Origin of the sequence: Photobacterium andalusiense, from assembly GCF_900185625.1 — a bacterium.
Lineage (GTDB): Bacteria > Pseudomonadota > Gammaproteobacteria > Enterobacterales > Vibrionaceae > Photobacterium > Photobacterium aquimaris.
This window is the reverse complement of record NZ_FYAJ01000001.1, coordinates 350,087-373,796: the sequence shown is the minus strand read 5'-3', so window position 1 is coordinate 373,796 and position 23,710 is coordinate 350,087. Positions and strand designations below refer to the sequence as shown.

The window sequence follows — 23,710 nt, the reverse complement described above, 5'->3', positions numbered from 1 at the left end:
CTTCCGCAATTGTTATTAACTTGTAAATAAATTCTAAGCTTAGTTTAATCGATTTACAACGTACTGATTATCAAGGTGATAAAATCATAATTTACCTTATAGGACAATCACTTTGATGCTTTCTCGCTACTGTAATAACATAAAACCGCGTTATCATTACCATCTATATAGAGATATTTGATCCGTTTTAGTAAATTTTCTTGCATCTAATCACAGTATCACTTTTTTTAATGCTAATTAATGTTGGAATCTGAATAGATATTAACCAACTGACAATCCTGTTATTTGTTTTCTGACACCAACTTACTTAGACTGTTATTATTTTACTATTGATGAGTATTAATCATGGCTAATAAAGTTGAAATTTCGATCAATGAGTTATTAATGATCGCCAACCAAATCATTCAAGATCACAAAGATTATGTTGAAGGTATGCGCGCAACATCTGTAACAGAAAAAGACGGCGTATTGATCTTTAAAGGTGAATATTTCCTTGATGAAGACGGCTTACCAACCGCTAAAACAACGGCAGTTTTTAATATGTTCAAATTCCTTGCTCATAAATTATCGCCAGAATTTACCCTTAGTACACTACTGGTTTAAATCAAAAAATAGTTTAAATCAAAAAAAACCCGCAATGATTGCGGGTTTTATTTTTTAGTCAATTAGCGATAGTTACATAAAAGGACGCTGACCACGTGCAACCCACTTCATTAGTAATGTATCAGCAGCTTCACTAGATGCCCCTGATAACTTTTCAATCAACTTCTTGCGACGTACATATTTAACTTGCAGCACTTCACGTGCCTTGCACGCTTCAGTGATCAAATCATCACTGGTGCTAATCTGATCCACTAAGCCTAATTCAAGTGCTTGTTGACCAAACCAATGTTCGCCCGTTGCTACTTTATTAAGATCAAGTTCTGGACGATGAACAGCAATAAATTGTTTAAATAAGCCGTGAGTTTCTTCAATTTCTTCTTTGAATTTTTCACGGGCTTTATCGGAGTTTTCACCAAACATTGTTAAGGTACGTTTAAACTCACCAGCAGTGATTTGTTCAAACTCAATATCGTTTTTCTTCAATACCTTACTGAAGTTTGGTAACTGTGCAATCACACCAATTGAGCCCACAATAGCGAACGGAGCAGAGACGATTTTATCAGCCACACACGCCATCATATAGCCACCACTTGCTGCGACTTTATCAACTGCAATCGTTAATGTAATACCGGCCGCTTTTAAGCGATCAAGTTGTGATGATGCTAAGCCGTAAGCATGCACCATACCGCCGCCAGTTTCTAAACGTAATAGAACTTCATCACCTTCAATTGCGATGGCTAAAATAGCACTAATCTCTTGGCGTAATGATGACACTTCGCGCGCATCAATACTGCCATGAAAATCAATCACAAATAAACGTGGCTCACGCGTTGTGGTTAAATTGCCATTTTTAACTGCTTGTTTTATTTCATTTTGACGCGCTTTATCATGTTCTTTATCTGATTTTTTATCAGCCTTATCACGTGCTTTTAGTAACGCTTTATCAAATAAATGTGATTCTAACTGCTCAACGGTATCTTTATATTGCTCAGTTAAGTCAATCACCTCAAGTTCACCTTTTTGTGAACCGTGACGCCCATTTAATGCTTTTGCTAACACCAACACACCTACAATCGCAATAACGACTGTCGCGATTTTGGCGAAAAACAGACCATACTCAAACAAAAATTCCAAGATTCAACCCTCTATTTAGCAACAAAAAGCGCCATAAGCTATTGTAACTATGTTATTACCATCGTTACTATGACTTCAATTTATTACGAAAATAAATCAAGCTCACCGTCACGATTATCAAATAAATGTACGTTCTCTCAGAGTATAAATTCTGATATGTTTTAGTAGTAATCGATATTACAGCCAAGCTCAAGACTTGATACGTTCTTCGACGAAAAAACAGCCAAATAACAACAAAAAGACATTATTTAAAAGGAAGCTGCCGTGAATTATCTAATAGCTGAGAATAATTTAAAAGATCGAGTGATCTTAGTAACAGGTGCTGGTGATGGCATTGGTCGAGAAGCGGCACTTCAATATGCTGCTCATGGCGCCACTGTGATTTTATTAGGTAGAACTGTCGCTAAACTTGAAGCCGTTTATGATGAAATAGAAACCAATGGCGGTAACCAGGCTGCAATTATACCGTTAGATTTAATGGGCGCGACCAAACAGCATTATCTTGATATGGCAGATACTATTAAACAACAATTTGGCCGCTTAGATGGCGTATTACACAATGCTGGCCTATTAGGAGCATTAAGCCCTATTGATCACATCGAAGAGTCTGTTTTTGATGATGTAATGCAAGTTAACGTTAAAGCGCAACTATTGTTAACTCAAGCTATTTTGCCATTAATCAAGCAATCACCAGATGGCCGTATCATCTTTACCTCATCAACCGTTGGTCACAGTGGTCGTGCTTTTTGGGGAACCTATGCTATTTCTAAATTCGCCACTGAAGGTATGATGCAAGTATTAGCCGATGAGCTCAACGAGACGACTGTTAATGTCAATGCCATTAACCCAGGTGGTACGCGTACAGGCATGCGCGCACAAGCGTTTCCTGCCGAAGACGCACGGTTACTTAAAACGCCACTTGATATTATGCCACTGTATTTGTATCTCATGGGGCCTGAAAGTCGTCATGTTTCGGGGCAATGTATTGATGCTCAACCACAAAGAAAACCAGGTATCAGTAGCGAAGAAGAATAATTCATTGGAGCTGTAATCTATAATAAATAGCAGCGAAAAAAAAAGCCGACATCACTGTCGGCTTTTTAGTATTCATCGTACGATGATACGGTTAGTCATATATTACTGACGTGTACGCGGCTTTGCTGGCTTATTCGCTAACGGATTACGACGATTTGCCGCATTACCCGAAGGCTTACGCTTGCCAGATGCACTTTGTGGTTTATCTGATGCGTTATAAGGCTTCTTCGCATCATCTCTTGGCTTACCAGCAATATGTACTGGTTTACCTTGTGCGCGATCTGAACGAGGTTTAGCGTTATCACGACCTGTTGATGCAGGTTTCGCACGACCACGACCACCACGTTGCTCTTGTTGTTGAGCGTCTGCCTCAGCATTACGGCTTGAACTTGATGGTGCACGACGATCATTGTTACGACCACGACGACCGCTAGGACCTGTTGTTTCAACACGCTCTTCGTGACGACGAACAGCACGACGAATCTGACGAATACCTTTTTTACGTTTCTGACCTTCAACCGTTAATACAGTTTCAGTTTCAGGTGGCAATTCTACTGTTGCACGTAATTCGTTTACTTCTTTTAATTCAAGCTCGCTCCAACCACCACGAGGCATATCTTTTGTTAAGTAAACATCACCATAACGAACACGTTTTAGACGACTGACAGTTACACCTTGTGAGTCCCATAAACGACGAACCTCACGGTTACGACCTTCTGTGATCACCACGTAGAAAGTATGGTTCATACCTTCACCGCCAGAATAAACAACATCTTCAAAGCGTGCGATGCCATCTTCTAGCTCAACACCTTTAACGACATTCTTTACCATTTGCTCGTTAACTTCACCAAATACACGTACCATGTATTCACGTTCAACAGTGCGGCTTGGGTGCATTAAACGGTTAGCTAATTCACCATCGGTAGTGAAAAGTAATAAACCCGATGTGTTAGCATCTAGACGACCAACAGAAACCCACCGACCTGTTGTAAGACGTGGTAGGCGATCAAATACAGTACGACGGCCTTCTGGATCATGACGAGTACATAACTCACCTTCAGGCTTGTTATAGGCCAAAATTCGACAGATTTCTTCATCTGACGAAATTAATGCAATGTTATGACCATCAATACGTACGCTAACACTTAGATCTTCAAGACGATCGCCAAGTTTGGCAACTACACCATCAACGCTCACACGACCGTTTTGGATCATTAATTCGATTTCACGGCGTGAACCTTGGCCAGCACGTGCTAACACTTTTTGTAATTTTTCACTCATTATAAACAAACCTTTGTCGCCTTCACAGGCGTCGAAATTCTCATCAAAATGGCCATATAGTCATAGCTTCTTACGGCAAATTGCACGCTAAAAAAGTGATAATGGATAGTTGATGCGAATAGCAATAATTTGGATTCTAACCTGATAATGAACAATTTATCATGCTAGATATGTAGCCGATTATTATCGCAAATATATCGCTTATTTACCATAAAAATAGCGATAAAAAAAACGTATCACAAACAATGTGATACGTTTATAAACCGCCCTCTTACAACCAAGTAATTACGATATAAATTAAACGATTTTATTCAAATGGCGTAATATCACCAGCACCAACACGTACAATTTCAATCTCTCCATTACTAAAATCGATAACGGTTGTTGGTTGTTCGCCAAGATATCCACCATGCATAATCAGATCGACAGCATGCTCTAATTGATCACGAATTTCATCAGGATCTGCTTCTGTGGTGTCTTTGCCCGGTAAAATTAAACTGGTCGACATCATTGGTTCGCCTAATGCTTCTAACAATGCCAATGCAATATTGTTATCAGGCACACGAATACCGATTGTTTTCCGTTTTGCATTCATTAATCGACGCGGTACTTCTTTAGTACCTTTAAAAATAAAGGTGTATGCGCCTGGCGTGTTATTTCTTAATAATCGAAATGCAATATTATCAACCCGGGTATACAGCGATAGTTCTGATAAATCACGACATAACAGAGTAAAGTTATGCTTATCATTTAAACGGCGAATCTGACAGATACGCTCTAGTGCCTGTTTGTTTTCTATTTGGCAACCTAAGGCATAACCAGAATCTGTTGGATAAACAACAACGCCACCATTTTTGATGATTTCAACCGCTTGATTGATTAATCGCACTTGAGGTGTTTCTGGGTGTACATAAAAAAATTGACTCATTTATCCTCCTTCGAGGCAGATAACTCAGCAGTTATTTCTACCTCTACTCGCTTTTTCTCTACCGTCCAATCTTGCCACAGCGGTGACACATCTTTGGGTAACCACAAATTACGACCAAGTTCAGTCCATGGTGATGGATAATGAAAATCAGACCCTTGTGAAGCGAGTAAATTATATTGGATGGCGTAATCCCCAAAGGTACGTCGTTCTTGCGGTGCTTGTTGTGGTTGAGCAACCTCTATGGCATCCCCTCCCGCTTCAATAAAGTGCTGAATTAAACGCTTTATCCATTTCGCTGTCATTTGATAACGGCCGGGATGTGCAATAACTGCTTGACCACCAGCAGCATGAATCACAGCAACAGCATCAGCAATGGAACACCAACTTGGCGGCACATAACCAGGATTACCACGGGTTAAGAATTTCTTAAACACCGCTTGCATTGTTTTAGCATAACCTTGATCAACTAACCAACGTGCAAAGTGCGCGCGTGTAATCGAAGCATCGCCTGCTAATGCCATTGCACCTTCAAAAGCACCTGGCATTTTATTTTTTTCTAATCGTGCGCCAATCTCTTTTGCACGTTCAAGCCGATGAGCTGCTTGGGCGCTAATAAACGAAATTAACTCAGGATGATTGGGATCTATATTAAGCCCAACGATATGAATATCAAAGTTTTGCCACACCGTTGATATCTCAATACCGTTAATTAATGTAATCGGTAACTGCTCTTGTTCGATAACTGCATGCGCTTGTGCTAACCCATCAATGGTATCGTGATCTGTAATTGCCAACACATCAACCCGCATTTCAACAGCGCGTCGAACAAGATCTTGCGGCGATAAGCGGCCGTCTGACGCTGTAGTATGACAATGTAAATCAAACAACATAACTTTACTTCTTGACTTTATTTTCATGAACTAGTTTACTAGTACGTAATTACTAAGCAAGGATTTTTCATCATATTAACCATTGCCTATAGCTAGTTTAAACCAATTCACAGCTATCTACCTCGATAAACCTTGGCGATAGCAGCAGACAAATTGGATAGCGTTATGTTACAGCAAATTAAGCGTCAACAATCGACTTTATTCATACTCAGTCGATGATTGAGTTGTGTATCATAACTGTAAAATAGCGTAACAATTTATCATTTTATATTAGCCAGCTATCACCTTGAGTTTTTCATTGTAATAATAAAGACAAAAACAGCTTTCCAATATATTGATTATTATAAGCTTGACTTAAAAAACAGCAAAAACATATAGTGTTAATAATTGTCGCTAAAAGTAAAAAACTAGCCTTACCCAAAGACGAAGTTTACGCCACTATCGAACAATGAAAGCAGGATTGCTATTTTGTACAAACGGCAGGGAGAACGCTGTGAATACTGACTTAACGAGATCGCATCCTTATATTGCGACAACATTAGCCCAACATCAGATTGAATTATTGAACCTCGATGTGGCATATATTGCAGATCCAACTGACGTTTATTTCACGCTATGTGGTGATAGTCCTTGCCACCTGTTACTGGAATCTGCAGAAGTGGAATCTAAACAAGATTTAAAAAGCCTGTTACTGATTGATGCTGCAGTACGGATTGTCTGTCGTGGTAAAAAGGTTCTTTTAGAGCCGCAATCAGACAATGGCCGCCAGCTATTAGAGGCATTACAACCACATCTAAAATCCGACATTGAAGCCAGCTACAGCGAAGATAGCTTACAGTTACAATTTCAAACCCATGATCAGCTTTTAGATGAAGACAGCCGCCTACGCCAAACATCGTCTTTTGATGCATTACGACTGATTCAACACGCGTTTGATACTGACAGCCATCCTCGAGATGCATTATTTATTGGTGGGCTATTTGCCTATGACTTAGTCGCAGAATTTGAACCTCTGGCGGCTGTAGAGGCTGATAACAACTGTCCTGATTATGTGTTTTATATTGCTGAAACATTATTAATTATCGATCACCAACGTCAGCAAGCCCATTTGCAAGCCACTATTTTTGGTCATGGAACACGCCAGATTCACGATACGCTTCAACAACGTTTAGCAACCCTAAAGACCCGTTGCCAAAGCCCACTATCGTTACCTGCACCAGAATATGTCGCGGCCTGTGAACCAGACACTAGTATTAGTGATCACGATTTTAATCAAACCGTGGCAGCACTTAAACAATTTGTTATTCGTGGCGATGTATTTCAAGTCGTGCCTTCACGTCAGTTTACGCTGCCATGCCCTTCGCCACTTAACGCGTATAAAGCATTAAAAATCGGCAACCCAAGCCCTTACATGTTTTATCTGCATGATACTGATTTTACTTTATTTGGCGCATCACCAGAAAGTGCTTTGAAATATTGTACTGAGTCGAATCAAGTTGAAATTTATCCAATTGCTGGTACTCGTCAACGTGGAAAAAACAGTGATGGCTCGATTAACCTCGATCTCGATACTCGAATTGAATTAGAACTTCGCTCTGATACCAAAGAAAACGCCGAGCATATGATGTTAGTCGATTTAGCCCGTAATGATATTGCCCGTATTTGCCAAGCTGGCAGTCGCTATGTTGCCGATTTATTACATGTTGACCGCTATAGCCATGTGATGCATTTGGTATCAAGGGTTGTTGGTCAATTACGTGAAGATCTTGACGCGCTACACGCTTATCAGGCATGTATGAATATGGGGACATTAACTGGCGCACCTAAAATCAGAGCGATGCAACTTATTCGTGATGTTGAACAGCGTCGGCGCGGCAGTTATGGCGGTGCGGTTGGCTACATTACCGGCCATGGTGATATGGATACCTGTATTGTGATCCGCTCTGCTTATGTTGAAAATGGCATTGCCAGTGTGCAAGCGGGCGCCGGCGTGGTTTATGACTCAATACCACAAGCAGAAACTAACGAAACCAGAAGCAAAGCACAAGCGGTTATCAATGCTATTCATAGCACTCATCAAGGTTAAGGAGCACACTATGACCATTAATAATCGTCACCATCATCCGCATATTGTTCTACTCGATAACTTTGACTCGTTTACTTATAACCTTGTTGATCAATTTCGTAGCCTTGGCTTTCCAGTAACGGTTTATCGCAATAATTTATCAGCATTAACTATCGAACAGGCATTACTTCAGCATGATAATCCAGTGTTAGTGTTGTCACCCGGCCCAGGCACACCAGCAGATGCAGGCTGTATGCCGGTCCTTATTCAACAACTCAAAGGTAGGATCCCGATGTTAGGTATCTGCCTCGGCCATCAAGCCATTGTTGAAGCCTATGGCGGCAAAGTTGCAGGCGCAGGCGATATTGTTCATGGTAAAGCAGCCTTAATGACTCATAACCACCATGCTGTTTTTGGTGCATTGGCAAGCCCATTAGCTGTCGCCCGTTATCACTCACTAGTTGCCACCGAGGTGCCCGCAGAACTGACGACTATTGCTGACGTTGATGGTCTGGTGATGGCGGTTATCAATGAGCGCGATAAAGTCTGTGGTTTTCAATTTCACCCAGAATCAATTCTTACCACTCAAGGTGCAGAGCTACTCACTCACACCCTGTCTTGGGTGATGGCGAACCATACCGAATGCCAAAATAACCATTAAGGAAGATGATTATGAACGCAATTATTTCTAATATTGCTGACAAACTTTATGCTCAGCAACCTCTTAGCGAAGCGGAAAGCCACACTCTGTTTGATGCCATCATTAATGGTCAAGTTGAGCCGATTGTATTATCTGCACTATTAACAGCATTAAAAATAAAAGGTGAGACACCCGCAGAAATTGCAGGAGCTGCCAAGGCACTGGTTAAGAATGCCAACCCTTTCCCGCGCCCGACGTATGATTTCGCTGATATTGTCGGTACTGGCGGCGACGGTGCCAACACCATTAATATTTCAACCACGGCAGCATTTGTAGCAGCAGCATGTGGCGTTAAAGTAGCTAAACATGGTAACCGTGGTGTTTCAAGTAAGTCTGGCTCATCGGATTTACTGGACAAATTTGGTATTAACTTAGCTATGCCAGCCCAAACCGCGCGCCAAGCATTAGATGATCTCGGGGTATGTTTCTTATTTGCACCGGAATATCACGGTGGCGTTCGTCATGCTATGCCTGTACGACAAACCTTAAAAACTCGCACTATTTTCAATGTTCTCGGACCGTTAATTAATCCAGCCAAACCTAATATTGAATTAATGGGTGTCTACGATAATGCATTAGTACGCCCTATCGCTGAAACCTTAGCAACAATGGGCTTAAAACGCGCTGCCGTTGTCCATGGTAGTGGCCTTGATGAAGTTGCCATTCATGGTGAAACTCATGTTGCTGAAATCATCGATGGCGTCATCACCGAATATACCCTTACTCCGGCTGATTTTGGACTTGATAGCTATCCTTTAGAAGCAATTCGTGGTGGTGATCCACAAGAAAATCAAGCCATTATAAAAAATATCCTCACCGGTAATGGTACGCCAGCACAAGAAGGAGCAATCGCAGTTAATGTCGCACTGTTATTGCGCCTTTTTGGTCAACAAGATCTTAAACACAATGCGCAACAAGCAATTACTGCAATGCGTTCAGGTAAAGCTTATCAACTGGTTGAACAACTGGCAGCACGAGGTTAAAAATGGAAACAGTACTTACAAAAATTATTGCTGACAAAAAGATCTGGGTTGATGCGCGTAAAGAAGCGCAACCACTGGCCAGTTTTCGTCATCAGTTAACGCTCAGTGATCGTGATTTTTATCAAGCACTCGCAACCAATAGAGATAGTGGTATTCCGCGCCCTGCTTTTATTCTTGAATGTAAAAAGGCCTCGCCATCAAAAGGGTTAATTCGAGAAGACTTTGATTTAGATTATATTGCAACAGTCTATAACCACTATGCGAGCGCTATTTCGGTACTTACTGATGAAAAATATTTCCAAGGTAATGTCGAATTTCTACCCAAAGTGCGTAGCCAAGTAAAACAACCTGTTTTATGTAAAGATTTTATAATTGATAGCTACCAAGTGTATTTGGCACGCCATTATCAAGCCGATGCGATTTTACTGATGTTATCAGTACTTGATGATGAGCAATACCAAGCTCTTGCAGCCGTTGCTGAATCACTTCAATTAGGTATTTTAACCGAAGTCAGTAATCAAGCGGAGCTCACCCGTGCAATTAAGCTCAAAGCAAAAGTGGTCGGAATTAATAACCGCAATTTACGTGACCTTAGCATTGATTTAAATCGCACCAAACAACTTGCTCCCGACTTACCTAAAGACACTATTATCATTTCAGAGTCTGGTATTTACACTCATCAGCAAGTACGTGAATTATCACCCTATGCCAACGGTTTTTTGATTGGTAGCTCATTAATGGCAGCTGATAACCTTGATTTAGCGGTACGCAAAGTATTATTTGGCGCGCATAAAGTCTGTGGTCTCACATCAACTGAAGACGCTCACCATGCCTACCAACAAGGGGCAACCTATGGTGGTTTGATTTTTGTACCGTCATCACCACGTTACATTAGCCTTGATCAAGCAGCAGCGGTAATGGCTGCAGCGCCATTGAGTTTTGTTGGCGTATTTCAAGATAACCCATTAAATGACGTTATCGCTACAGCAACTACGCTAGCACTTGCAGCTGTACAACTACACGGCAATGAATCACTGCAATACATTGAACAGCTACGTCAACAATTACCTCAGCATTGCCAAATATGGAAAGCACATGCCATCACCGATAGCGTGCCCGATATTAGCCACTGGCCTGTAGATAAGCACCTTTTTGACAGTAAAGTTGAAGGTCAAAGTGGTGGTACTGGAGTGTGTTTTGATTGGTCATTAATTGCTGACAATGACAAAGAAAACAGTTTACTTGCAGGTGGCCTCACCCCCGAAAATATCGCTCAAGCAGCCTCATTAGGATTTAGTGGCTTAGATATAAACTCGGGCGTTGAAAGCGAACCTGGCAAAAAAGATCCGCATAAATTAGCAGCAGCCTTTACGGCAATCAAACACATTAAGGAAGATAAATAATCATGAGTAAATTGGATGCCTACTTTGGTGAGTTTGGTGGTCAGTATGTCCCTCAAATTTTAGTACCTGCGTTAGATCAACTTGAAAATGCCTTTATTGATGCACAACAAGATCCACACTTTCAGCAGCAATTTATTAGCTTGTTAAAAGAATATGCCGGTCGACCAACCGCGTTAACCTTATGCCAAAATTTAACCAAAGGCACAAACACAAAGTTATACCTTAAACGTGAAGATTTACTTCATGGTGGCGCACATAAAACCAACCAAGTATTAGGCCAAGCACTACTGGCACAACGCATGGGTAAAACCGAAATTATTGCTGAAACAGGTGCCGGACAGCATGGCGTAGCAACTGCATTAGCTTGTGCGCTACTTGGGTTAAAATGCCGTATTTATATGGGGGCGAAAGATATTGAGCGTCAAAGCCCAAATGTATTTAGAATGAAATTAATGGGTGCCACGGTTATTCCTGTTACATCTGGATCGTCGACCTTAAAAGATGCTTGTAACGAAGCTATGCGTGATTGGTCTGCCAGTTATGATAAAGCCCATTACCTATTAGGTACTGCTGCTGGCCCCCACCCATTTCCAACTATTGTACGTGAATTTCAAAAAATTATTGGTGAAGAAACCAAAACCCAAATTACCGCTAAAGAAGGTCGCTTGCCTGACGCTGTAATTGCCTGTGTTGGTGGCGGCTCAAATGCGATTGGCATGTTTGCCGATTTTATCGAAGAAACTAATGTCCGTTTAATTGGGGTTGAGCCTGCAGGTAAAGGGTTAGATACCGATATGCATGGCGCTCCACTTAAACATGGCAAGTTAGGGATATTCTTTGGCATGAAAGCACCGTTAATGCAAGATGAGCATGGCCAAGTGGAAGAATCATATTCTATTTCTGCAGGGTTAGATTTCCCTTCAGTTGGCCCACAGCATGCACACTTAAATGCGATTGGTCGTGCTGAATATGGCGCAGTAACTGACGATGAAGCATTAGAAGCTTTTCAATTACTCGCTCGTAAAGAAGGAATTATTCCAGCATTAGAGTCAGCTCACGCACTGGCTTATGCATTAAAAATGATTGCCGATGATCCTCAAAAAGAACAGCTACTCGTGGTTAATCTTTCTGGTCGAGGCGATAAAGATATCTTTACAGTTCACGACATTTTAACGGCGAAAGGAGTTTTATAATGGATCGCTATCACAATTTATTTACTCAACTTAGCGCTCGCAATGAAGGGGCTTTTGTACCGTTTGTGACTCTTGGTGATCCGACACCACAACGTTCAATGGATATTATTGATACTCTCGTTGCCGCAGGTGCTGATGCATTAGAATTAGGTATTCCTTTTTCTGATCCTCTCGCTGATGGCCCGACAATTCAAGGGGCAAACATTCGCGCTCTTGCTGCTAATACCACTCCAACAATATGTTTTGAAATGTTAGCAGCCATTCGAGTTAAATATCCTGAACTACCGATTGGATTATTAATGTACGCCAATTTGGTATTCGCTTGTGGTATTGATAATTTTTATCGCCGCTGTGCTGAAGCTGGCGTCGATTCAGTATTAATTGCTGATGTACCTGTCAATGCTTCACATGAGTTTAGAATGGCGGCAGAAACGCATGCTATTCACCCTATTTTTATCGCGCCACCTAATGCTGATCCACAAACATTAAAAACGGTCTCTGAACTTGGTGGTGGCTATACTTATCTGCTATCACGAGCTGGCGTAACTGGTGCAGAAACAAAAGCTGAAATGCCGATCGAACCTCTTTTAGCCAGCCTAAAATCACACCATGCTCCACCCGCCTTACTTGGCTTTGGTATTTCAACGCCAGAACAAGTTAATGCTGCCATAAAGGCAGGAGCAGCAGGTGCTATTTCTGGCTCTGCGGTAGTAAGAATTATTGAACACAACCTCAGCGACCATACTGAAACATTGAATAAATTAACCACCTTTATCACTAATATGAAATCAGCAACACGCAGCTAATCATTATGCTGCTATCAATAATTATGTTGATGGCAGCCTAATACCAGCAACACATAACAATTGATAAACAACAGCAAACATAACCATAACCATTTACCAGCAGATGTTAATTCTCATCACGATCAACCCTCTATAAATCCGCAAACTCACTCTACTGATTACAATATACGCTCAATACATCTCCAGATATCGATGCAATTCGTTTTATACCGAATCAACAACCACATGAAAAAATAAGTAGTTATATATTGCTAACATATGTTCTTCAGTGTAAAAAACACATCAAACATACAAAATAATAATAACAGCAACATTTACAACAAAATAAAACAAAACAACAACATTACTAATGCATCATCTCGATATCACAGGGGAATATATCGTGTTAAAAAATAAAAAAGTGCTTAATAATATCGGCGTTCAAGTCGTTATTGCTATGATCATAGGTACCATTGTCGGCATTATTATGGGTCATGATGCCGTCATGTTTGCACCACTTGGTAGCTTATTTATTCATCTTATTAAAATGCTCGTCATACCATTGGTGGCAGTTGCTATTATTTCTGGTGCGGCTAGCTTAGGTAATAGCCATGCAGCAGGAAAAATTGGCATAACAACCTTAGCTTTTTTCGGTATTACATCAGCACTTGCTGTTACATTAGCACTGATGATGGGCATAATATTCCAACCAGGTATTGGCGTTGATTTATCTGGTGTTGCCGGCATGTTTGCCAATACTTATGCTGATCAAGGTTCGTTACCAACATTTTGGGCCACTATTTTAGGCATGATCCCTACTAATATTTTCCATTCCTTAAATGAAGCCAATATTCTTCAAATTCTAGTGTTTTGTCTATTTTTTGGTATTGCACTTTCTAAACTAGAGGTCGAACGTCGTCAGCCATTAATTAACGGTATTAATGCGATTGTCGATGCCATGGTATGGATGATTAATGTTGTCATGAAGTTTGCACCTATCGGCGTATTTGGCCTAATGGCTGATGCAATCGGTAGTTTTGGCTTCAGTGCGCTAACAGTGGTACTTAAACTCTTTGTTGTGTACGTAGCTGCTATTTTGATCTATGGCTTTATTGGTTACCCAATCATGATCAAACTGTTTTCAAAAACGTCACCACGTAAGTTTTTATCCGCCATGAAAAAGCCACAAGCTGTCGCACTCTCAACAGCATCATCAATGGCAACATTACCAGTCACAATGGAAACTTGTGAAGAAGAGTTGGGTGTTAAAAATTCAACAGCTTCATTTGTATTACCCCTTGGCGCAACTATCAATATGAGTGGTAATGCAATTTACTACGGTCTCGTTGCTATTTTCTTTGCTCAAATTTTCAATATTGAATTAGGAATGAGTGCATATATCGCCATCATTGTGACATCAACTATTGGTGCAATTGGTCAAGCTGGCGTACCTGGCCCCTCGTTCTTAGTGGTTGCGGTACTGCTATCGGCAGGTATTCCTATTGAGGGCTTACCGTTATTATTTGCCCTTGATCGTATCTTTGACATGATTCGAACCGCACTTAATATCACAGGTGATGCAGCATGTGCCGTTATCATTGACAGTATTTATGACAACCAAGAGCAACCTGTTGCAGTTAAATCATAATTATAATTAACGATTTTATAGCATAATCAATAGCTACTTAGGCAACTGAGTAGCTTTTTTCATTTAAGGTAAGGAACAGGTATACTCTGATCAATTATTTTTAATGAGTTGGCACTAATGAAGCAACTGATAGAGTTTATTCCATTACTGATTTTTTTCGTATTATTTAAAACCAATGGTATTTTTGTCGCCACAGGCGCATTGATTATCGCCACTGCCATTCAGCTCATTGTGTCATGGGTTATCTATAAAAAACTTGAGAAAATGCAACTGATCACTTTTGCTATGGTGGCAATTTTTGGTGGCCTAACGCTTGTTTTGCATGATGAGAATTTCATCAAATGGAAAGTTACCATTATCTATGCTTTATTTGCACTGGCATTATTGGTTAGTCAACTTATGCGTAAACCATTAATTAAATCGATGTTAGGCAAAGAAATGACATTGCCTGAAAACGTTTGGTTACGTATCAATCTTGCATGGACAGTGTTTTTTGTTGTTTGTGCGGTTGTAAACATTTATATTGCATTCAATTTTCCGCTTGATATTTGGGTGGATTTCAAGGTATTTGGTTTACTTGCATTAACGTTACTATTTACCTTAGCCACGGGTGGCTATATTTATCGCCACCTACCGAAAAGCCCTGATGATAAATAAAGTTGTATAGCCGATGACTACTGAAAACAATATCCCTCGTGGACAGCTTCTACTACGTACATTAGCGATGCCTGCCGATACCAATGCAAATGGTGATATTTTTGGTGGTTGGATCATGTCACAGCTGGATCTTGCAGGTGCAATTTTAGCCAAAGAGATCTCTCGTGGTCGTGTCGTTACTGTTTCGGTTGATAAAATAGAATTTAAAGCCCCTGTTGGCGTTGGTGATGTTGTTTGTTGCCATGGTGAATGTAAGCGTATCGGTAATACCTCAATGAGTGTCGGCTTAGAAGTGTGGGTCAAACCTGTTGCCGTTGACGGCATCGGTGAACGTTACCGCGTTTGTGAAGCAACCTTTAATTATGTGGCGATCAATAGCGAAGGTCGCCCACGTAAAATTGAAGTGACTCAATAACTTTTAATTAGTGCTAAAAAAAGCACCTTTCGGTGCTTTTTTATTACTTAACGCTTACTGTTGACCATACAAAACGGTGATCAGAAGAGACTTCTTTACTATCTCCATTTATACCAATACGGTTGTCGTTAAATAATAATCGTCCTTCTTCACCTATCGCTGGCCAGTAAATTCCTGTATCCAAAACAGTCAAACTTGCTGATGGCACCGCATAATCAGCACGAGAACCAAACACACTAGTACGAATTTCTGGATTAGGATGGACAGGGTTCCAATCATTGGCTGGATTTTTAGATTCAAGACCACCACTGCTTTGTGGTGTAAATGGTTGCCCCACTTGGGCAACTGCTTGATTAACTTTTTCATTAGCAAGTAACTTAATGATACCGTTATATGGCGCATTAACTTGAGTACCAATTACATTATCTGCATTCAAATCTCCCATCACAACAAAGTGTTCGCCATTAAAACCACCTTTGGTACCATTATCATCATATAGTGATGACTCACCATTAATGTAATAATTCCAAAATGCGTTTTCATCACTATTGCGATAACGATTGTTGTAGGTAACGGTATCAAAACCAGAAGGTGTTGGGTGCGCTAACAATACGTTAATTGTTTTATTACCACTTGGAGTTGGAATAATGATCGGTGCATCAACATGATTTTTTGAAGACAATCGTAATACTTCCCACTCTTCATCACTAAACCATTTTTGACCACATACCATTCCTTCAGGAATCGGCTTTTTAGAATCTTCACATATTTCAATAATTGGATTAACGGCATTAGGTAAATCTTTACGCTTAAATTTCTGGAACGTACGTGTATTAGCTGTATCTATTTCAAACTTCGACAATAATGCAAATGCGTAGTGACCATGATAGAAACCAAACCCTTGAGCATCATTAGCATCATTGGTTTTAGTGTTATTATCTAAATCTAATCCTGTCGGTAATCCAGTATTCGTTGCATAGTTCTCAACATAAGGATAGACAATAGGTTGTTGCATATTGCCACCATCAACACTATTCAAGCTCTGACTGACTGCCAAATAGTTTTGCTGGAAACCATTTAATGAACGTACGTCATCAACCGTACCATTATTATTAAATTCATTTAGCAATAAAACATCAGGTCGATTCTTTTGAATAATAGCTGCAATATTACGAATCTGAATAATACGCTCAGCCAGTAAATGTTCAGCTTCATTGGCTGTATCATTTTTCCATGCTGCAATTAACTCATTTTGTTTTGCTACAGGAATGGTCATGTATTCAACCCAACGTTGATAGGTTTCTGTTGGGTCATTATCTACCGCAAGTGCTGCGTTAAATTGAGCAAATTTAACTTCAGAAACAGGCTTTGGTTGAATTGAATTTTGGTTATCATTACAACCAGTTACGATAAAAGATGCTGCTAATAATGTTGCTAATAATGTTTTATTCATTCTAAATTTAACGTTAAATTATTTTGATAAATACAATATTACTAATATATTTTAACGTTCTTTAAATCATATTTGTTACAAGAAAATGTGACTAATATAGAATATATTGTAGATTTAATTGACGATTAAAATGACTACAAATGATTTATTATTTTCGTCATACAGACATACTACTATCGCTATTTAGTCTCTTAATTAAAACGACAAAACCAATTGAGAATAACAAAGAGGGTCGATATTCCCGTAATGGCTATTCCTTTAAAAACAAAGAAATATTAATAACTTCAATTGTGTGATCTTAATTCAAAATTTATATTACAATAATCAGCACTCTAAATATTTAGCTAAAAAACATTTCATTACACATTCTTCTTCTAACTATACATTCATAATATAGCTTTAGTTACACACCAAATGCAACCTAATGCACACATATGGCTATAAATTTCAATCCAATAATAATTATCATATTTAATAATCATAAATACTTGTTAGCCATAAATATTTGGTTAGTATGGTGACATGCTAAATCAGTACGAAATATTATTCGTGCTGTAAACCATAACAAAATAGGGAATGCCGACTATGTGGTATGTGATTTTTTCTCAAGATGTTGAAAATAGCTTAGAACGTCGTATGAGTGTACGTGAGCAACATTTAGCACGATTAAAAGAACTTCAACAACAAGAGCGTTTATTAGTTGCTGGCCCAATGCCTGCTATTGATGATGAAAATCCGGGTGATGCCGGTTTTACAGGCTCAACGGTCATTGCTAAGTTTGACTCATTAGAACAAGCTCAACAATGGGCCAATGCAGATCCTTATATTGATGCTGGCGTGTATGCTAATGTGATCGTTAAGCCGTTTAAAAAAGTCTTACCTTAAATATATTCAGGATCAACTAGTGAACCTAACTAACACAAAAAAGTGGCTCGTTGCTGCAGTCGGCTTGTTTATCCTTGGTGGCTGTGCTTCACATGACCAGCAAATGGTGGCTGAATCACTCGCTCAATCAAGAGCTGCTGCTATTGATAGTAAAGCGCCCTACCCTAAAATTGATGCATACCAAATTACTCAAGCCTACGCGAGTAAGAATACCGTAAAAATTAATATTATTTATGGTGGAAATGGCCGTATAACGCCAACAACAGCCATAAAAACAGCCAGTACTAATTACTGCCAAAATCCAGAGTTAATACCGTTGTTTAAACATGGTGTGGATTATTTAATCACTATCCGTGATATCAGTGGCCGTCAGCTAGTTTCGCAATCTATTTCAGAACAATATTGCGATTCTCTGAAATAATTAACACGCTACAATATAAAAAGCCCTACCGCTGGCGTAACTTTATCGCGTTACATATTTTGGTTAGGGCTTTTTATATTTTCTTCATAGATTAATCTGCTGGTACGCTTTCAACATTGATCGCATCATTAATCTGTACTTCAAAGGCACGTAATCTTTTATAGATAGACATTAGCTCTACGATTGTGCTCCATGAATGTACCAGAAATTGAAATGATTCTTCGACTTTACCAAACGCTCTTAATATCTGTTGTAAAACACCCAGTGTTAATGCACCAGAAACAATCGCAGGACCAAGCGCAATATAAGGCACAATCACGGTATATTGAATATACGACCATTTTGCGATATCAAAATATAAATAATGACGATATAAGTTAAAGTAGTTTTTTCGAACATTAAAAAACAGTTCTTTAACGGTTTCAGGCTCTGCACGTTGTGAATTATCCTCACCAAAAACTAACTCTTTTCGGTAAGCAGCCTCAACCTTTTGATTTTTAAATTCTAATCCAGGTAAACGTACACCAACAATAGCTAATAATACCGTGCCAAATAACGCCGAAATAATTGCTAAATATACTAAAGATCGATCAACTGCACCAATCCAAGGTAGCTCCGTTATATTTTCACTTAATACCCATAAAATAGGTAAAAAAGCGAATAAGGTCATTAACGAGCGCATAAAACTCACACCTAAACTTTCAACAATACGCGCAAAACGCATCGTATCTTCTTGTACTCGTTGTGATGCCCCTTCAATATGACTAATTTTATCCCAATGCTTCATATAATAGTTATTCATCGCGGTACGCCAGCGAAAAACATAGTGCCGAACAAAGAAATCGAGAATAACTGCAATGATGATATACACCGATACAATATTGAAAAACTCAATACAGCCAGCAAGAAATTCATCAAACGTAACTGCATTAGGTTTAGCCAATGCCTTTTGAATTAAATCATAAAAGCTGCCAAACCATTCATTCACTTCTACATCAATTTGTACTTTATACCAAGTGACATATAAGATAACGCCACTACCGACAATCGACCATAAAAACCAGCGTCGATCAAGAAAGAACGATTTAAACATAACTACACATCCTTAATGTATTTATATTGAGTGCAGCCCTTGCACTGACAACTTAATCAATTTGTTTTATTGTTAACTACTTATTTTAGTATTTGTCACTGACCATAAAAACGCAACCTCATCACTATAATAAAGTTCATATAAGCTATTATAATAAAAAGATTACTACAAATTTCAGACAAAAAAATCCCTTATCCAGTTTACTCACATCAAGCGATAAAATTGATAAGGGATGATAATATTGAATGTTTTACGCTAATTGTTAATACTGATATTTAACACTAAAACTTAGCTACGGCGCTCAAATACTAACGCTTTCAGACCACCTTCTGGTTCAATCTCATTAAATTCAGGTGGGTTATCTAATCGCTGGGTAAATACCATATCAGGAGCTTCACTTGCCATACCATCAATAAGAAATTGGCTGGTTAGCGAAGGATCATTTACACACGCTAATACAACCCCTTCCGCTGTGAGTAATTCAGGTAAACGGCGCAAAATCTTTTGATAATCTTTCGTCAGCGCAAAACTGCCCTTTTGAAACGATGGTGGATCAATGATGATTAAATCATAAGGCCCCATCTTGCGCACTTTACCCCATGACTTAAAGAGCTCATGGCCTAAAAAACTCACTTTCTTTAGATCATGGCCATTGAGATGATGATTATCACGACCACGGCTTAATGCCGCTTTTGCCATATCAAGGTTAACCACAAATTCTGCACCACCAGCAATAGCAGCAACAGAAAAACCACAGGTATAAGCAAACAGATTAAGTACTCGCTTACCTGCCGCATGCTCACGTACCCAATCTCGGCCATAACGCATATCTAAAAATAAACCGTTATTTTGATTGCGGCCTAAATCAAGTTTGTAAGTTAAGCCACTTTCAATAACATCTTGATAGTCAGAGCTTTGTCCCCATACCACATCCATCGGTGAGCCTTGACGATCACGATGTTGCAATAATAAACACTGGGCACCACTCGCTTGCCAGACATCTGTTTGGGTTAACCTTGCCAGTAAATCGGTTAATGCCGCCATAAAATCAGCATCAGGTTCTTTAAATAAGGAAACCAGCACTTGCCCTTGCAACCAATCAACGGTGATTTGTTCAAGCCCAAGCCAGCAGCGACCACGGCCATGAAATAAACGACGGACTTCTGTTGGCGGTGTCGTTAAAGCCGTTAATAAATGGGCTTCTAAGGTAGGTAGAGCACTAATTTCCATAACATCATTCAAAGTAGTCAATTAAGGCGGTTATTCTATACGTTGCGCTCCAGAATACCAACCACAGCCAAAATAGAATCTTTAACTAATGGTGTTTAGCGCAGAGTACATACTCAATCGAATAATCAATAAGGCAAGTTGAATGTAAGTTCAATGTCGTAGATGAGGGTGAAAAATGACGAGGGGTTGTTTCTGGTAATAATAGATGTTGTTGAGCACGATTTCGACGATGCTGTGATTGACGTTTTTGCTGAGAAACTCGCATTTTAAGCGTACGTGAATGAGCACTTCGCATAATAAACCTCTAACTAATACATTCCCTGCGCGCATTATAATTTATCGCTATAAAAAAGAAATCCACATCCACTGTCTTAGCTATCAGTTGCTGATAATATCCGCAGTTACTTCTTAACTGCAGATATTTAATCCATACTGTTATTTTTTATGGGCTAAAACAGGCCATGCTTGAGACCACGGTTGTTGCCATTGTATGAAGGCTTGTTGTGCTTCAGGTGTTGACCATAATGTTCCGACACTTGGTGAGCATAAAAATTGTTGTAACTCACCTTGGTATGGAAAACGTAATCCATAGGCATGTAAATACCCACGATCAGCGGTTTCATTACCATAAATATCATCACCAGTAATACCAGAGCCAACACTGCGTAAAGCAACACGAATTTGATGGGTTTTACCAGTATAAGGCTTACACAAAAAGATCCGCCGGCCTTCTCCAGCAGCCGCAGAGAAAAATTGCGTTATTGCTGGATTGTGTTTGGTTGTTTCTAATTTCCAACTACTGCGGCGCGAGCGGGTCATATCACCAATTACGACACCTTGTTTTTTCTTGGGTTTTTTAGTACCAATAGCAACATAGAATTTTTCAACTCGACGCTCTGCAAAATTAGCACATAATGCAGCAGCGGCAGTTTTATTGCGCCCAAGTAATAATAATCCCGATGTCATTTTGTCAAGTCGATGAATTAAATAAAGCTTTTCATCACCAGTTTGTGCAGCAACGGCAGCAAGTAGAGGCTGTTCATTATCATCTTTATGAACGCTGATCCCGGGATGCTTATTAATCACTAAAAAATCTGAATGCTGGTAAACAAGATCAAACATAATTGAAAATAACGCCTTTACAGTACATAGATGGCGCGAGTATAACCAGCCCTAAAAAAAAGAACAGCTTTGAGAATTATATTGTTCATTATCATCAAAACAATTAATGAACTATTGCTACTAAAGCTATTGTTATAAGATCAATGATTACGCTGTTGTTACCCCCTAAAAACGGTAACAAGCCCTCAAAAATAACCTTGATTATTCAACATAAGCATTAAAAGGCAGTGAATATTAGGTTTTTTTTTAATTTCAATGCACTATACATACAAAGTGTATTTATATTGATGAAGTCATTCAATGGAACAGTTTTACCAAATCTTAACGTGGATTGGCATTTTCGCCTATTGGCTATTAATTGCCGCTGTCACTGTACGGGTGGTTTTCAAACGTCGAGCTGTGGGCGTTTCTCTCGCATGGATGATGATTATCTATATCGTCCCATTTGGTGGCGTAATTGCTTACCTACTCTTTGGCGAGCTCAATCTTGGTAAAAAACGCGCAGAACGTGCTCGTGAGATGTTTTTTCCATTTGCAAGTTGGTTTCAATGTCTCACTGATTGCCCCGGCCACCAGCCTCAAAATATGAGTGATGTTGCAAAACCGATCAGTGATCTTTGTGAAAATCGTCTTGGCTTACCAGGATTAGTCGGTAATCAACTATCGTTAAAATCATCAACTGATGAAATATTACGATCGCTTATTACTGATATTAATAACGCTCAACACTCAATTCACCTTGAATTCTATATTTGGTACCCTGGCGGTCTAGCTGACGAGGTTGGCGTCGCTCTGATTCAAGCGGCTAAGCGCGGTATTAGAATTCGTATTTTACTCGACTCTGCAGGCAGCATGCGCTTTTTCCGTTCTCATTGGCCAAAGATAATTCGCGGCGCGGGTATTGAGTTAGTAGAGGCACTCGCAGTATCACCTTTTCGTATGTTCTTACGCCGCTTAGATTTACGCCAACACCGCAAAATAGTGGTTATTGATGACAATATTGCCTACACAGGTTCAATGAACTTGGTTGATCCTGCGTTCTTTAAGGTCGATGCTGGGGTCGGTCAATGGGTCGATGTCATGGTTAGAATCAGTGGGCCTACGGTTTCAGTGCTAAATTGTATTCAAGCATGGGACTGGGAAGTAGAAACAGGACAACGTTTTTTACCGCCCTTACCTGCTTGCAAAATGCCACAACAAGATGAACCTCACTATGACACGGTACAAGTGATCCCATCAGGTCCAGGTATGCCCGATGATATTATTCACCAAGTATTGCTATTAAGTATTTACCAAGCAAAGAAAAGTATTGTTATTACTACCCCTTATTTTGTGCCAAGTGAACACTTATTACATGCAATGAAAGGCGCAGCTGAACGTAATATTGATGTACATATTATATTGCCTGATAAAAACGATTCAACCATGGTTGAATGGGCCAGTCGCTCTTTCTTTAGTGATCTTTTAAAATCAGGGGTTCATATTCATCGTTTTCATGGTGGCTTATTACATACTAAATCAGTAGTGATTGATGATAGTCACTGTCTAATTGGTACTGTTAACCTTGATATGCGCAGCTTATGGCTTAATTTTGAAGTCACAATGGCAGTCGATAACCTAGAGTTCACTCATAAGCTAAGTCAGTTACAGCAAAGTTATATCGCTAACTCCGAGCCTGTAGATAAAGAACAATGGGAAAAACGTTCTGTCCGGAATAAGTTTGGCGAACGCTTCTTCTATATGTTTAGCCCACTACTATAAATACAAAAACGCCTCAATCATGAGG

General features: G+C 39.6%; 23 protein-coding genes. 14 read left to right on the top strand and 9 right to left on the bottom strand.

Annotated elements, in window-relative coordinates:
- Nucleotides 1-345 precede the first annotated feature (345 nt).
- Nucleotides 346-603: a YciN family protein gene (locus PAND9192_RS01770; RefSeq protein ID WP_087819463.1), complete on the top strand. Its 258-nt coding sequence runs from the start codon at nt 346-348 to the stop codon at nt 601-603.
- Nucleotides 604-675: 72 nt separating this feature from the next.
- Here PAND9192_RS01770 and sohB read toward each other — a convergent pair whose 3' ends face one another.
- On the bottom strand, nt 676-1,737 hold the full coding sequence (gene sohB, locus PAND9192_RS01765; RefSeq protein WP_087852291.1) for a protease SohB: 1,062 nt from the start codon (nt 1,735-1,737) through the stop codon (nt 676-678).
- A 264-nt stretch (nt 1,738-2,001) separates the two neighbouring features.
- On the opposite strand from sohB, the gene PAND9192_RS01760 reads away from it, so the two are divergent.
- Complete coding sequence (locus PAND9192_RS01760; RefSeq protein WP_087852290.1) at nt 2,002-2,772, top strand: YciK family oxidoreductase; 771 nt, start codon at nt 2,002-2,004, stop codon at nt 2,770-2,772.
- Between the two features lie 102 nt (nt 2,773-2,874).
- Here PAND9192_RS01760 and rluB read toward each other — a convergent pair whose 3' ends face one another.
- The 3 genes from rluB to rnm all read right to left on the bottom strand — a co-directional run bounded on the left by rluB (nt 2,875) and on the right by rnm (nt 5,871).
- Nucleotides 2,875-4,053, bottom strand: coding sequence for a 23S rRNA pseudouridine(2605) synthase RluB (gene rluB, locus PAND9192_RS01755; protein WP_060996628.1), 1,179 nt, complete (start codon nt 4,051-4,053; stop codon nt 2,875-2,877).
- A 307-nt stretch (nt 4,054-4,360) separates the two neighbouring features.
- Nucleotides 4,361-4,981, bottom strand: coding sequence for an L-threonylcarbamoyladenylate synthase (locus PAND9192_RS01750; protein WP_060996629.1), 621 nt, complete (start codon nt 4,979-4,981; stop codon nt 4,361-4,363).
- Nucleotides 4,978-5,871 carry an RNase RNM gene (gene rnm, locus PAND9192_RS01745; RefSeq protein ID WP_087819459.1) on the bottom strand — a complete coding sequence of 298 codons (894 nt, stop codon included), beginning with the start codon at nt 5,869-5,871 and terminating at the stop codon, nt 4,978-4,980. Before rnm ends, PAND9192_RS01750 begins: the two co-directional genes overlap by 4 nt.
- A gap of 493 nt (nt 5,872-6,364) precedes the next feature.
- On the opposite strand from rnm, the gene PAND9192_RS01740 reads away from it, so the two are divergent.
- The 9 genes from PAND9192_RS01740 to yciA all read left to right on the top strand — a co-directional run bounded on the left by PAND9192_RS01740 (nt 6,365) and on the right by yciA (nt 15,720).
- Entirely contained in the window at nt 6,365-7,957 is a 1,593-nt protein-coding gene (locus PAND9192_RS01740) for an anthranilate synthase component 1 (RefSeq protein ID WP_234998888.1), read from the top strand.
- A gap of 10 nt (nt 7,958-7,967) precedes the next feature.
- Nucleotides 7,968-8,597, top strand: coding sequence for an aminodeoxychorismate/anthranilate synthase component II (locus PAND9192_RS01735; RefSeq protein WP_087852288.1), 630 nt, complete (start codon nt 7,968-7,970; stop codon nt 8,595-8,597).
- 11 nt (nt 8,598-8,608) lie between these two features.
- A complete protein-coding gene (gene trpD, locus PAND9192_RS01730; RefSeq protein WP_087852287.1) occupies nt 8,609-9,619 on the top strand; it encodes an anthranilate phosphoribosyltransferase in 1,011 nt (336 codons plus the stop codon).
- Between the two features lie 2 nt (nt 9,620-9,621).
- Complete coding sequence (gene trpCF / locus PAND9192_RS01725; protein ID WP_087852286.1) at nt 9,622-11,022, top strand: bifunctional indole-3-glycerol-phosphate synthase TrpC/phosphoribosylanthranilate isomerase TrpF; 1,401 nt, start codon at nt 9,622-9,624, stop codon at nt 11,020-11,022.
- Nucleotides 11,023-11,024: 2 nt separating this feature from the next.
- Nucleotides 11,025-12,215: a tryptophan synthase subunit beta gene (gene trpB, locus PAND9192_RS01720; RefSeq protein WP_087852285.1), complete on the top strand. Its 1,191-nt coding sequence runs from the start codon at nt 11,025-11,027 to the stop codon at nt 12,213-12,215.
- Nucleotides 12,215-13,021, top strand: coding sequence for a tryptophan synthase subunit alpha (gene trpA / locus PAND9192_RS01715; RefSeq protein ID WP_087852284.1), 807 nt, complete (start codon nt 12,215-12,217; stop codon nt 13,019-13,021). Before trpB ends, trpA begins: the two co-directional genes overlap by 1 nt.
- Before the next feature lie 349 nt (nt 13,022-13,370).
- Entirely contained in the window at nt 13,371-14,648 is a 1,278-nt protein-coding gene (locus PAND9192_RS01710) for a dicarboxylate/amino acid:cation symporter (protein WP_087852283.1), read from the top strand.
- 117 nt (nt 14,649-14,765) lie between these two features.
- Nucleotides 14,766-15,305, top strand: coding sequence for a septation protein A (locus tag PAND9192_RS01705; protein WP_087852282.1), 540 nt, complete (start codon nt 14,766-14,768; stop codon nt 15,303-15,305).
- A 13-nt stretch (nt 15,306-15,318) separates the two neighbouring features.
- Complete coding sequence (gene yciA, locus PAND9192_RS01700; RefSeq protein ID WP_060996638.1) at nt 15,319-15,720, top strand: acyl-CoA thioester hydrolase YciA; 402 nt, start codon at nt 15,319-15,321, stop codon at nt 15,718-15,720.
- Nucleotides 15,721-15,763: 43 nt separating this feature from the next.
- On the opposite strand, the gene PAND9192_RS01695 is transcribed toward yciA, so the two are convergent.
- The gene (locus PAND9192_RS01695; RefSeq protein WP_087852281.1) at nt 15,764-17,173 is read right to left on the bottom strand and encodes an endonuclease/exonuclease/phosphatase family protein; all 1,410 of its coding nucleotides are present in this window, start codon (nt 17,171-17,173) and stop codon (nt 15,764-15,766) included.
- A 585-nt stretch (nt 17,174-17,758) separates the two neighbouring features.
- On the opposite strand from PAND9192_RS01695, the gene PAND9192_RS01690 reads away from it, so the two are divergent.
- Entirely contained in the window at nt 17,759-18,058 is a 300-nt protein-coding gene (locus PAND9192_RS01690; protein ID WP_060996640.1) for a YciI family protein, read from the top strand.
- Between the two features lie 19 nt (nt 18,059-18,077).
- Nucleotides 18,078-18,479 (top strand): type II secretion system pilot lipoprotein GspS-beta, encoded by a 402-nt coding sequence (gene gspS2, locus PAND9192_RS01685; protein ID WP_087852280.1) that lies wholly within the window; start codon nt 18,078-18,080, stop codon nt 18,477-18,479.
- A gap of 91 nt (nt 18,480-18,570) precedes the next feature.
- On the opposite strand, the gene sbmA is transcribed toward gspS2, so the two are convergent.
- The 4 genes from sbmA to PAND9192_RS01670 all read right to left on the bottom strand — a co-directional run bounded on the left by sbmA (nt 18,571) and on the right by PAND9192_RS01670 (nt 21,924).
- Nucleotides 18,571-19,572, bottom strand: coding sequence for a peptide antibiotic transporter SbmA (gene sbmA / locus PAND9192_RS01680; protein WP_087852279.1), 1,002 nt, complete (start codon nt 19,570-19,572; stop codon nt 18,571-18,573).
- Between the two features lie 288 nt (nt 19,573-19,860).
- Complete coding sequence (locus tag PAND9192_RS01675) at nt 19,861-20,802, bottom strand: class I SAM-dependent methyltransferase (protein ID WP_087852278.1); 942 nt, start codon at nt 20,800-20,802, stop codon at nt 19,861-19,863.
- A gap of 85 nt (nt 20,803-20,887) precedes the next feature.
- A complete protein-coding gene (locus PAND9192_RS20505; RefSeq protein ID WP_144018072.1) occupies nt 20,888-21,097 on the bottom strand; it encodes a hypothetical protein in 210 nt (69 codons plus the stop codon).
- A gap of 140 nt (nt 21,098-21,237) precedes the next feature.
- A complete protein-coding gene (locus PAND9192_RS01670) occupies nt 21,238-21,924 on the bottom strand; it encodes a TIGR01621 family pseudouridine synthase (RefSeq protein ID WP_087852277.1) in 687 nt (228 codons plus the stop codon).
- A 300-nt stretch (nt 21,925-22,224) separates the two neighbouring features.
- Here PAND9192_RS01670 and cls point away from each other — a divergent pair, with 300 nt between their 5' ends.
- Nucleotides 22,225-23,685, top strand: a complete 1,461-nt coding sequence (gene cls / locus PAND9192_RS01665; protein WP_087852276.1) for a cardiolipin synthase — start codon at nt 22,225-22,227, stop codon at nt 23,683-23,685.
- Nucleotides 23,686-23,710 lie beyond the last annotated feature (25 nt).